This window comes from Flavobacteriaceae bacterium GSB9, assembly GCA_022749295.1.
In the GTDB taxonomy this organism is placed as follows: domain Bacteria; phylum Bacteroidota; class Bacteroidia; order Flavobacteriales; family Flavobacteriaceae; genus Flavisericum.
Genome location: CP062007.1, coordinates 1,944,972 through 1,957,766, shown reverse-complemented (window position 1 = coordinate 1,957,766; position 12,795 = coordinate 1,944,972). Strand labels below are relative to the sequence as shown.

The following is a 12,795-nucleotide window of genomic DNA, read 5'->3' as shown; positions in this document are numbered from 1 at the left end:
AATGGGATATTTAAACTGCAGCGCAGAACCTACCTGCAACTTACAAATATTTCTTTAATTGGATGAGGTTATTGATTTTTTTAACGCCATCTTCAGCTATAGAAGTGTCGCTTAAATCAAAATGCACAACATCCATGCCAATATGCTTTGCGCCTAAAATGTCGGCTTCATAATTATCGCCAATCATAACGCTGTTTTGTGCGCTGGTTTTGGCTTGGTCAAGTGCATAATTAAATATTTTAGGATTTGGCTTTTTTACGCCCGCATTTTCTGAATTGGTCACCGTTTTAAAATAAGTGTTGATTTTAGACCTAGTTAGTTTGGTATTCTGTACCTCGTTAAACCCGTTTGTGATAATATGAAGCTTGTACCGGAGGCTTAAATAATCTAAAATTTCAAATGTGTTTTCAAACAAATGATTGAAGCTGGTTAAATGGGTTATATAATCGTTGGCCAATTTATGTACCAATCGATTTTCAATTGTAAAACTTAAAGACTGAAAGGTGTCACTAAGTCTTGCAAAACGAAGATCATTTTTCTCAATTTTTTCTTCCCGGTAAAGCTTCCAATATTTGAGGTTTATGGGCTCGTAATGACTTAAAAATGCATCGACGTCTAAACATACTTGGTTGATTTCAAATATCTTTTTAAATGTTAACGCTGAGTTTTTATTGAAATCCCACAGCGTATGATCTAAGTCGAAAAAAATATCAGTAATGGCATTAGTTCTCATCGGCAGAATTCAGTATCATATTAAACAAATCTTTAAAGCCTTTCCAACGGGTATTATCGCTAAAGGTATAATTATGAAATATGGGCACCAACATACCGTTTACCTGTTTCACTTCTTGAATAATAGCCTTTAGGGCTTGCTTTTTGTCTAGTAACGACCGGTGCTTTAAAAGCGAGTAGTCCATAACGTGATAGGGTACTATTTTAAGAGGTGTCTGTACTTCATAATCTAAATCGTAAAATAGAAAAGGTGTGCATGAGCCTGCTCTGAAACCAATATGGTCTACATAGCCCATGGTGTAATCTTCCTTGATTTCCAAAGAAATAAGATTTCTGTAAGATTCGGGTAAATTTAATTTAGAAAACGATTGCCTGGAAGCAGCAAGGTTGGTGTTCATAATTTCTTCCATTCTTGTTTTCTCCTTTTTTAAAACAGTAACATTGCTTATGGCAAAATATGATGCTTTAAGTCCAACATCACAATAGTCTCCAATGTGTTTTATTAATGAGACATATTTTTTCTTGTTTGGGTTAATACCTTTATCGTAGGTTGTGTAACTGCCAATTAAAAAGAAAAAAAGAAACTTAAAGCTGCTGCTTTTTTGTCTATTGATAATGTATTTATAGGTGTCGTAGGGATCGTGCTTAAACCCTAAAAGGACTAAAAACCGAGTGTAAAGGCTTTTAATCTTGAGCTTAAAAAAATCTTTTAGGGTGCCGCCGAGCGTTCGCATAATGCCTTTTAAATTATATTTATAGGCACTTGGTACGTCTATAATGGGTCTGGCACTGTATGTTTTTATTGGAAACACAAACTCAGGAAACTGCTTTTGTATTGCTGCTTTAAACTTATATGCCCAAATATCTACCACGGGTTGGTGTAGAAATCCTTCGTTGTAAGCTAGGCTTTCGGTTGCCGTAAATCTGCCGTAATCATCTTTTAAATGTGGAAGATACTCTTCGTAACGCGATAACAGGTAAAATGAAGCCGAAAAAATATCGAAAGGTATGCTGCTTTTTTCACCGATATAAAAAAAACATTTGGTGTTTTCCCAATCGTGTATGTGTATTTCAATATCGTTTAAACCCTGTTCGAACAAAATATCATGGCTTTTTACAAAAAACTCGTTGCCCAATTGTTTTGTGGTATACGACATTTTTATACTGTCGTGAGCAATAAAGGCTTCTATTTGGGTGGTAAAATCCACGTCTATGTCCAGCACTCTTTTACAAATGTGCTTAAATACATATTTTAAACGTGGCGATATTTTATGGGTGTAAACTAATAGCATAAACTTAGTAAGCAATTTTCAGTCGCGGTAATTATTTAAAGGGTTTCATTTAAATCAATTATAAAATTCCTTCGTCGGCAAAACTAAAGTATACTTTTTCGGTTACAATCAGGTGGTCTAATACTTTAATATCTAAACTTATGGCTGCGATTTTTAATTTTTCTGTAATTTGTTTGTCGGCTTCACTTGGTTTTAATGTTCCTGACGGGTGATTGTGCGCCAAAATTAAACCCGTTGCACCAACTTCAAGTGCGCTTTTTAGCACGAGCCTAACATCAACCAAAGTACCTGTTATGCCGCCTTTACTCAGTTGGTTTTTTTGGATGACTTTGTTGGAATTGTTTAAATAAATAATCCAAAATTCTTCGTGTTCTAATTCACCAATAATGGGTTGCATGAGTTCAAAAACATCGCTGCTGGAGGTTATTTTTTTCTTTTGAAGCGCGTCTTCGCTTCGTCTTCTACGTCCCAATTCCAATGCAGCAGCAATGGTTATGGCTTTGGCTTCACCTATACCTTTAAACGCCATAAGTTGTTTTATGGATAGCTTTCCCAGTTGGCTCAAATTATTATCGACACTCGCTAATATGCGTTTGCATAGAGCCACCGCACTTTCTTCACGATTTCCCGAACCTATTAAAATAGCAACTAGTTCGGCATCACTCAAAGCGGCTCGGCCTTTATGCAGTAATTTTTCACGAGGCTGGTCGTCTTGGTTCCAGTTTTTTATTGAAAAGGAAGGTTTTTTTTCTGTCACGCATTAAAGATAAATATTGTAAATTTAAGAAGAAGTAAAATAACATGAAAACAACTCCTAAACATAACGCCCAAATAGCAAAATTGACTTTTGCATCGGTTTATCCGCATTATGTTACAAAGGTTGAAAAAAAGGGCAGGACAAAAGATGAGTTGCATCAAGTTATTGAATGGCTTACTGGGTTTGGTGAGGAAAAAATACAGAAACTCATTGATGAAAAAGTAACTTTTGAAACCTTTTTTTCTAAAGCAAAACTAAATCCCAATGCTCATTTAATTACAGGTGTTATTTGCGGTTACCGTATTGAAGAGATTGAAAGCCAACTCACAAGAAATGTGCGATATTTGGACAAGTTGGTGGATGAATTGGCCAAAGGTAGAAAAATGGAAAAGATTTTGCGGAAATCATGAAAAATCCGATTCAATCGTCATTAAGAACCTTTCGACTGTCGCTAAAGACAGGTTTAATTGAAGTAATCTTTTAAATTTTTAAATCGTTTTGCTGAAACAACGTATTGGCAATTTATTTGGAGTTGCAAGAGGTAGTATCAGTTTACGTTATAGGAAAATAGCTGTCTAATCATTACTGGGGTGTCTAAGGCTATTAAGGATACGGAATCTTGAATTAAACCCACGCCTTCAGCATAGTAATAATTGTCCATTGAAGGAAGCTGTTCTCCGTCTGGTGTTCGAGCATATTGTTGTTTGTTATAACATAGAAAAGTGCCCGAAGGAACCTTAATAGTTGATAAATCTTCTGCTAATTTTTGAAATATGCTTCCCCATGTCGCCTCAATAATAGTATGTTCTGTGTAATCCGTTGTTGTAAATATAATCTCATTGTTTTCATTGACTAAATTTCCATCAACTTCTCTAAAATAATCAAACTTGATTCCATTAGGATTACTGTAGGGTGTTCCCGAATCAGTGCTTCCTGTTGTTTTTGTTTTAAATTTGAAATAAGTAATACCTAAAATATTTTCAGTTCCAACGACGGAAACAGAATCTATAATTTCTGTTTCTTTATATGCTTGTTCACTAATATCATACTTCATACTTTTGTAAACCCATGAGTTGCCAACCTGTAAAGCATAAAAACTTTTGACTTTTTGTTCTTGTTCTTCATTTTGAGAATTTTCAGAATGAGTACAAGAACAATATAAAAATGTGATACATATAATTAATAGTGTTTTCTTCATTATAGCTGTTTTCGCACATAGCTTATAAGGTAAGAATGGCTGCCTAATATTATAATTATTTTTAATAAAAATCAACGGATTAATTTTTTCACTTCATCAAAATTCAATCCGCCATAATTGCCGGAACTCATTAATAACAAGGCTTTATTGTTAAAATTCTGTTCAAAAAGGAAAGCCTTAAAATCGTCTGGATTGGTATAAATTTTTAAATCGTTTCGCTGAAACGCATCGGCAATTTGGTCATGGGTTACCGCATCAAGCTTTTTAATTTCAACGGCGTGTGGTGAGTAAAACACGACGGCTATATCGGCAGCAACCAAGGTGCCTTTGTATTCTTTTAAAAACTCTGCATTTAAACTGCTATAAGTATGCAATTCTAAGCAAGCGACTAAGGAGCGGTTGGCATATTGTTCCTTAACAGCTTTGGTTGTGGCTTCTACTTTACTTGGCGAATGCGCAAAATCCTTAAAGGCAACAGCATTATTACTTTCGGCAATTTTTTCCAAACGTTTACTGGCACCTTTAAAGGTGGCAATGGCTTCGTAAAAATCATCTTCGTCAATACCCATGTGTTGGCAAATCCATTTGGCACCAGCCAAGTTGTTGAGGTTGTGTTTTCCAAAAATTTCAATGGGCAGTGGACCTTCAGGCGTTTCCAAAAGCGTTTCGCCGTTTTCAACGGTATATTCAGGCGTGTGGTAAGCAATTTTTCTTATGGTATTTTCACTGGCTTCAACCACGCTTTTTACTTCGGGGTCTTCTTCGTTGTAATTAATACTGCCGCCGCTAACAATCGAATCGACAAAAATACTGAACTGCTCCACATAGTTTACATAGGTGGGGAATACGTTTATATGATCCCATGCAATGCCACTGAGCAAGGCAATATTGGGTTTGTATAAATGGAATTTTGGACGTCTATCAATGGGCGAGCTCAAATATTCGTCGCCCTCTAAAACTATAAAATCATTGTTTTCGGTGAGTTTTACCATCATGTCAAAGCCTTCTAATTGGGCGCCCACCATATAATCCACATCACGGTCGTGATAGTGCATAACGTGTAAAATCATAGAAGTAATGGTGGTTTTACCGTGGCTTCCGCCAATGACTACCCTGGTTTTTCCTTTAGATTGTTCGTATAAAAATTCGGGATATGAGTAAATTTTTAGTCCCAATTCCTGAGCCTTCAATAATTCAGGGTTATCGGCCTTAGCGTGCATGCCCAAAACAACAGCATCAAGGTTTTTGGTAATTTTTTCGGGAAACCAGCCAAACTGTTTTGGTAATAAACCTTTGGCTTCCAGCCTGGATTTTGAAGGTTCGAAAATGGTATCGTCGCTGCCCGTTACCTGATATCCTTTGTTATGTAAGGCTAGTGCCAAATTGTGCATGGCAGCACCGCCAATGGCTATAAAATGTACGTTCATAAACTAAATTTGTAGACTGTAAAGATACTGATTGAATAATTTTTACTGAAAGCTAAGCGATGTTTTATTTTGAATGATACCTTATCAAAAATAATTGTTCTCGATTTCTTCTATTTTTAGTAATAACGCTTTGTCTTGGTGTTTTTTGTAGGCTTCGTTAAGGTTTGAAATCGCTTTTTTAGGCTGATTTTGAGCTAAATAAAACTTGGTAAGTTTGTCGTAACATAATAGTGAACCCCCTTCCTTTATGGCCATTTTATAGTTTTTTTCAGCAAGTTCGGGGTCGCTATCGTACTCGTAGATGTAGCCTTTAGCTAGGTAGCCATCGACCTTAGAAAGCGCTTCAAGCTCTTCTGCAAACTTTAGTGCTTTGCTTTTGCTACCACCAAAAACACCTGGAAGTTGCATATATAATTCTACTAAAGCCCAGCGGGTACCAATGTGTGTTGAATCTAATTCGGCCGCTTTTAAAAAAGACGACTTTATATCGCCAACATAAGCGATCGATTTTAGTTTGTTTTCCAATGCTTTCATGCCCAAAGCGCCACCGTATTTGTAGTGGTAATTGGCATTTTTGTTATTTGCTTCAACCAATCTTTTATATTGATTTGAAGCGGCATCCCATTTTTTTTGTTTTGAATAGGTGTCGCCCAATAATTCAATGGCGTTTAAATGATTTGGATGGGATTTTAAAAATAAAACCAAGGTTTTTCCAGTGTCAGTAAACTGTTTTTTTTCGAATAACAACTTCGCTTTTTCAAAATTGGATTGCCCGAAAGCCAAAACCGGCAACAAAAAAAGATATAAAAACGTATTGGTCATATTATGAGGTCGAAAATTCAAAGTTAATCTTTTCTGCTTCACTATAAAAATGGTTAAATTCACTCAACAAAACCTTAGTTTGCCTCATTCACTGTTGTTTTGGTACAGCTTTTGAAACTAATTTAGGGTAAAATCAACGAGTAAATGGCGTTTTGTTATCAGTTATCTATTTAAACGCCTTTTAATCTGTAAAACGCACACTAATGAAACGCATATTTTTCTTGTTTATGGTACTTCTTTTCTCGTCGACTTCAAATGCCCAAAATAACGATTTATGGCTAAAGGTCGAAACGCTTGAAGCTGAAGGTTTGCCTAAATCGGCCTTAAAAGTAGTAGAAGACATTCAGCAAAAGGCCATTAAAGGCAACAATAGTGTGCAGCTGGTAAAAACCATGCTTTTTAAAGGTAAGTTTGCTTTGGTTTTAGAGGAAGATGCACAACTAAACATAGTTGACGATTTTAGAAATCAGATTGAAAAAAGTGCGTTTCCAACAAAAAATATTCTAGAAAATATGCTTGCCAATATGTTTTGGCAGTATTTCAACCAAAATCGTTGGCAGTTTTATAACCGCACAAAGACTTCTGAAAAGGTTAATAAAAACGATTTTAGAACCTGGGATTTAGAAACCCTTTTTAACGAGGTACACCTACATTTTCAAAATTCACTGCAAAACGGATTGATGCTTCAGCAGGAAAAACTGAACCAATACAGTGTGCTGTTGCAAGAAGTAAAAGGTTCTAAAAAATTTAGGCCAACGCTCTATGATTTTTTGAGCCATCAAGCCTTAGAATTTTACACAACCAACGAAACTCATATTACCAAGCCAGCGTATAAATTTGAGCTGGATAATCCCGAGTTCTTAGCGGATGCCAGAAGGTTTTCTGAGTTAAGAATAACATCAAAAGATTCCACGGCGTTACAACTAAATGCTCTAAAAATCTATCAGGACTTAATTCAGTTTCATTTAAAGGGAAAATCAGCCTATCCTTTGGCCGATGTTGATATTGAGCGTTTGAAATTTGTATACGAACACGGTATATTCAATAATAATGAAGCCTTGCTTTTAGAGGCTTTAAAAGCACAAAGTGAACAATTAAGCGGTCATGAAACCTCTGGTTTATACGATTTTGAAATAGCTTCATTGTATTTTCAGCTAAGTCAAAATTTCCAACCCTCTGCCAACGAAATCCATCGTTGGAAAGCTAAAGAGGCTTTAGAAATTTGCAATGGCGTTATCTCAAAATTCCCTAAAAGTACAGCGGCCGAAAAGTGTAAAACCTTAAAATCGCAAATTGAATACCAATCGCTTCAAATTACTGCCGAAGCATTTTTGCCCATCCAAGCCCATTCAAGGCTATTGGTGCGGTATAAAAATTTGGACGAATTGCATTTCAAAATATTGAAGCTTTCTGAAAAGGAATTTGAAGCTTTCAAGAAAATATACCGAAAAGATGAGCAATTGCCATTTTTAAATACACTTGATGTTACCGACACGTGGAAAAGTCCATTAAAAAATGAAGAAGATTACCAAGTGCACAGTAGCGAAATTGTAGTGCCAAAACTGAATAATGGCCGTTATGTGGTTTTAGCAACGGTTGAAGGTGCCGAAAATGTATTCGGTTTTGCCCACATACAGGTTACAGATTTGGCATTGGTTGAAACCGAAACACCACAGCATAAGGTTTTTCAAATTATAAATCGAAATAACGGAGCGCCAATCTCAAATGCCGAGATAGTGCTTAGTTTTTACAAAAATAATAACAGAACCACTCAATCCAAGACGTACAATACAAATGGCGTGGGGCAGATAGAAATAGCGAAGTCTCAAGTGCGCTACAGCCATATTTTAGCCAAGGTTAAGTATGGCAAGGACACCGCTTATTTTGGCAATTACTATATAAGTCCGTATTACGATAGAAACGAAGAAAAAGAAACTTATAAAGCTTTTGTTTTTACCGACAGAAGTATTTATCGTCCAGGGCAAACGGTATATTTTAAGGCCATTGCGATGAAAACCATAGATGGTAATTCTGAGGTGGCAGCTAACGAGCTGGTTTATGCGACACTTTACAATGTAAATGATGAGGAGGTAGCCGAACTGGAGTTTAAAACCAATGCCTTTGGGTCGGTAGCGGGCGAATTTATTTTGCCCAACAATGGTCTCAACGGTCAATATTACATTGAATTTGATGGTGATGAGGAAGACTTTTTTACCGAGCATTACATTTCGGTTGAAGAATACAAACGCCCAAAATTTAAAACCGAATTTCAACCCATTACTAAAAACTACAAAGTCAATGACTCTATTACGGTTAAAGGTACTGCTTTGGCTTATGCTGGAAGCCATATTACTGAAGCCAAAGTGGTGTACCGCGTTCACAGAAAAGTGCAATACCCGCGTTGGTATTATTGGTATCGACCTTGGTTTAACAGCGAACCACAGGAAATTTTGCATGGCGAAACATTAACCGATGAAAAAGGTGACTTTACCATTACCTTTAAAGCGCTTCCAGACCAAAGTATCGATAAAAGCAATTTGCCCATTTTTCATTATGAAATAACCGCCGACGTTACCGATTTAAATGGAGAAACCCGAAGTACTACTAGTATTGTAAACGTGGGGTATCATGCCTTAGTAGCTACCATGGATGTGCCTAAGATATTAGATAAAACCAATAAGGAGCATACCATAAACATAGAAACTAAAAATTTAAATGGTGAATTTGTTTCCGCCAAAGGAACGATTGAAATTTATAAACTGAAAGCTCCTAATGCTGTCTTACGTAAACGTCCTTGGGCTGCACCAGATTATCAAACACTATCGAAAGAAGCCTTCAAAAAAATGTTCCCACATGAGGCTTATACCAACGAGCATGAATCTGAAAATTGGGAAAAAGACAAATTGATGCTTACCAAAACTTTCGACACCAAATTTTCAAAAGAAGTAGAACTTGGGAAAATAAAAAAATGGGTGTCTGGACAGTATCTTGTACTTTTAAAAAGCAAGGACCGATTTGGACAAACCGTTACAGACCAAGCTAAAATAAGTGTGTTTAGCGAAAGTGATAAGGTTCTGGCCGATAATCAATTATTCAGCATTTCTAGCGATAAAGCTTCTTATCATGCTGGTGAAATGGCAGAAATCACCTTGGCCTCTGCAACAGAAGACCTTTCGGTTACCGTATCAGTTGAAAAAGACGGTGATATTATAAAAACAGAAGTTATTACACTTAATGCCAATAAAAAATCTATTCAAATTCCTGTTAACCAGAATGATTTAGGAGGCTTTGCGGTGCATTACAGTTTTGCCGTGTTTAATAGTTTTCAATCTGGTACGTTGAACATGTCAGTACCTTATCCAAAAACTGATTTAGATATTGAAACCCTTACGTTTCGTGATAAGTTGCAGCCTGGCACCGATGAGACTTGGCAGTTTAAAATTAAAGGCCCACTAGGTGAAAAGGTGAGTGCTGAGCTTTTAGCCAGTATGTACGATGCATCTTTAGATCAGTTTAAATCGCATTCATGGAACTTTTCACCACTATATCAACCCACTTACAATCCGCATGTGTATAGCCAACATAGTAAAAGTTTTGGAACCCAAAATTTTAGGGTTTACAACGGCAAAATGCGTATAAGATACCCGCAACAGGATTATGACCAATGGAATTGGTTTGGGTTTAGTTTTAATTTTAATAAATGGTACTATGACAATTATATAAGAACATTAAGGCTTAAAACGGTTTCAAGGTATGATGATTCAATAAAAAATGGGTTTGTTTCTGGTTTGGTGATAGACGAGGAAGGTAACCCTTTACCCGGAGTTAATGTGCTTGTTAAGGGGACGACAAGAGGCACAACCACTGATTTTGATGGCAAGTTTAGTATAAAGGCTTCTAAAACAGAAACATTGGTTCTTAGTTTTATTGGCTTTGTAAGTAGATCTGTAAATATTAATGACGATAATTTTTTAAAATTATCAATGGCAGAAGATAGTGCTCAATTAAACGAAGTTGTTGTTGCTGGGTATGGAGCGAGAAAGAAAAGCGATATTACTGGAGCTGTTTCAACAATTCAAGCTGCTCCTTTGAAAGAAGAAATGAATATGGAATTGAAAGAAGATGTTATTGAAGAAAATAATGACAAGCGTAACTTCGATAATATCCAAATCCGCAAAAATTTACAAGAAACTGCTTTTTTCTTCCCACAATTGCAAACCGATGCAGATGGAAATATAAGCTTTAGTTTCACTACTCCCGAAGCTTTAACCCAATGGAAATTGCAACTGTTGGCGCACACCAAAACTTTGGAAAGTACAGTGACGCAATTGGAAACTGTAACCCAAAAAGAACTTATGGTCATTCCCAATGCGCCTCGGTTTTTACGGGAAGGCGATAAAATTACTATCAGCACTAAAATTGCAAATCTTACTGAAAAAAAAGTATCGGGTGAAGCAAAACTCATTTTAACCGATGCGATTTCAGGTGAGGAAATAAACGAAATGCTTGTCACGTCGAGCGCAGTCGAGACGTTTTCGGTTCTACCTAGTGGAAACACCCAGGTATCATGGAATTTAACCATTCCTGAAAATGTAAATGCCGTGCAATATAAAATTGCAGCCCAAGCTGGAGATTTTAGCGATGGCGAACAAAGTGCATTGCCCGTTTTAAGTAATCGTATGTTGGTTACCGAAACCATGCCCATGTGGGTGAAAAGTAATGAAACCCAAACATTCACTTTGGATAAATTGCAGACCAATACTTCGTCAACACTTAAAAACCATAAATTAACTTTAGAAATAACGTCTAACCCGGCATGGTATGCAGTACAAGCCTTGCCCTATTTAATGGAATATCCGTACCAATGCAACGAGCAAACATTTTCGAGGTATTATGCCAATGCTTTGGCGAGCCATATTGTAAACAGCAACCCTAGAATTCAGGAAGTTTTTAATCAGTGGGCCTCTCAAGCCGCCTTAATTTCCAACCTTGAAAAAAATCAAGAATTAAAGTCAATTTTAATTCAGGAAACACCGTGGTTGCGCGATGCCCAAAGCGAAACAGATCAAAAAAAACGTATCGCCCTTCTATTCGATTTAAATAAAATGAACAACGAACTGGAGATGGCCATGCGTAAGTTAAAAAATAACCAAATGTCGTCGGGTGCTTGGGCATGGTTTAACGGTGGCTACGAAAACCGATATGTAACCCAACATATCATTACAGGTTTTGGACATCTTTTAAAACTTAATGTCATTCAAGGCGATACAGCAAAAAAAATGCTAGAAAAGGCCATTAATTATTTAGATAGTGAGTTTATAAAAGAATATAAAGACATCAGAAAATATAATCCTACGGTTGATTTAAACGAAGACCATTTAAGTTACACGCAATTTCATTATCTATATATGAGAAGCTTTTTCCCAGAAATAAAAAGGTCTAATGAAGTGGAGGAATTTATGGCGTATTACCAATCGCAAATCCAGAAATATTGGCTAAGCCGTTCGCTTTATGCAAAAGGTCTAATGGCTTTGGTGTCGCACAGAAACGGTGATGAAAAAACCGCTTCAAAAATTTTGAAATCGTTGAAGGAAACTAGTATTACTTCAGAAGAATTGGGCATGTATTGGAAAACAAACACCAATTCGTGGTTTTGGTACCAAGCGCCTATTGAAACACAAGCCTTGTTGATTGAAGCGTTTTCGGAAATCGAAAATGACATAGAAACCATCGATAATCTAAAAATCTGGTTGCTCAAAAACAAGCAAACCAACCGTTGGAAAACCACCAAAGCCACAACCGATGCAGTTTATGCGTTACTATTGCAGGGTAGCGATTGGTTGAGTGTAACCGATGCTGTTGATGTTGTCGTTGGTAATGAAAAAATAGAAACTGCCAAGCTGGAAAATGTAAATATTGAAGCGGGGACAGGCTATTTTAAAACCTCGTGGAACGCTTCTGAAATAAAACCAGAGATGGCCAAAGTTACCATTTCGAAAAAGGGAAATGGTATAGCTTGGGGAGGATTGTATTGGCAGTATTTTGAAGATTTAGATAAGATTACTTCAGCCGAAACCCCACTTAAATTGAAGAAACAACTCTTTTTGAAGAAGAATACCGATACGGGCGAGCAAATTTCAGAAATCACAAAAAATAGCCCTTTGAAAGTCGGTGATTTGGTTCGTGTTCGTATAGAATTGCGCAGCGATCGCGCTATGGAATTTGTTCACATGAAAGATATGCGTGCCGCCGGATTAGAGCCTGTAAATGTATTGAGTGCATACAAATGGCAGGATGGTTTGGGGTATTATGAAAGCACAAAGGATGCCAGTACCAATTTCTTTTTCGATTATTTGCCCAAAGGCATTTACGTTTTTGAATACGATTTACGTGTTAATAATGCTGGTGAAATGAGCAATGGTATTACAACCACTCAAAGTATGTATGCACCAGAGTTTAGTAGCCATAGCGAAGGAACTAAAATTTATGTAGAGTAAGGCCGTAAAAGATGATTTTTGCGAATGGAGGCATCATAAAAATATAACCTAACAAATTATTTAATCGTTA

At 36.6% G+C, this 12,795-nt stretch carries 8 protein-coding genes; 2 read left to right on the top strand and 6 right to left on the bottom strand.

The genetic code is table 11. The features are described from left to right. Positions 1-40 precede the first annotated feature (40 nt). Genes GSB9_01712 through radC form a run of 3 tightly spaced genes read right to left on the bottom strand, consistent with a single transcriptional unit; the run spans position 41 to position 2,781 of the window. On the bottom strand, positions 41-733 hold the full coding sequence (locus GSB9_01712; GenBank protein UKM65150.1) for a YjjG family noncanonical pyrimidine nucleotidase: 693 nt from the start codon (positions 731-733) through the stop codon (positions 41-43). Then, on the bottom strand, positions 723-2,024 hold the full coding sequence (locus GSB9_01711) for a polysaccharide deacetylase family protein (GenBank protein ID UKM65149.1): 1,302 nt from the start codon (positions 2,022-2,024) through the stop codon (positions 723-725). Before GSB9_01711 ends, GSB9_01712 begins: the two co-directional genes overlap by 11 nt. Before the next feature lie 58 nt (positions 2,025-2,082). Beyond that, positions 2,083-2,781: a DNA repair protein RadC gene (gene radC / locus GSB9_01710; protein ID UKM65148.1), complete on the bottom strand. Its 699-nt coding sequence runs from the start codon at positions 2,779-2,781 to the stop codon at positions 2,083-2,085. 44 nt (positions 2,782-2,825) lie between these two features. Here radC and GSB9_01709 point away from each other — a divergent pair, with 44 nt between their 5' ends. Continuing rightward, complete coding sequence (locus GSB9_01709) at positions 2,826-3,191, top strand: DUF2200 domain-containing protein (GenBank protein ID UKM65147.1); 366 nt, start codon at positions 2,826-2,828, stop codon at positions 3,189-3,191. Between the two features lie 137 nt (positions 3,192-3,328). Here GSB9_01709 and GSB9_01708 read toward each other — a convergent pair whose 3' ends face one another. The 3 genes from GSB9_01708 to GSB9_01706 all read right to left on the bottom strand — a co-directional run bounded on the left by GSB9_01708 (position 3,329) and on the right by GSB9_01706 (position 6,228). Continuing rightward, a complete protein-coding gene (locus GSB9_01708) occupies positions 3,329-3,835 on the bottom strand; it encodes a hypothetical protein (protein ID UKM65146.2) in 507 nt (168 codons plus the stop codon). Between the two features lie 215 nt (positions 3,836-4,050). Continuing rightward, positions 4,051-5,406 carry a Mur ligase family protein gene (locus GSB9_01707; GenBank protein ID UKM65145.1) on the bottom strand — a complete coding sequence of 452 codons (1,356 nt, stop codon included), beginning with the start codon at positions 5,404-5,406 and terminating at the stop codon, positions 4,051-4,053. A gap of 84 nt (positions 5,407-5,490) precedes the next feature. Continuing rightward, on the bottom strand, positions 5,491-6,228 hold the full coding sequence (locus GSB9_01706) for a hypothetical protein (GenBank protein ID UKM65144.1): 738 nt from the start codon (positions 6,226-6,228) through the stop codon (positions 5,491-5,493). A 203-nt stretch (positions 6,229-6,431) separates the two neighbouring features. Between GSB9_01706 and GSB9_01705 the strand changes: the two genes are divergently transcribed. Next, complete coding sequence (locus tag GSB9_01705) at positions 6,432-12,725, top strand: carboxypeptidase-like regulatory domain-containing protein (GenBank protein UKM65143.1); 6,294 nt, start codon at positions 6,432-6,434, stop codon at positions 12,723-12,725. Positions 12,726-12,795 lie beyond the last annotated feature (70 nt).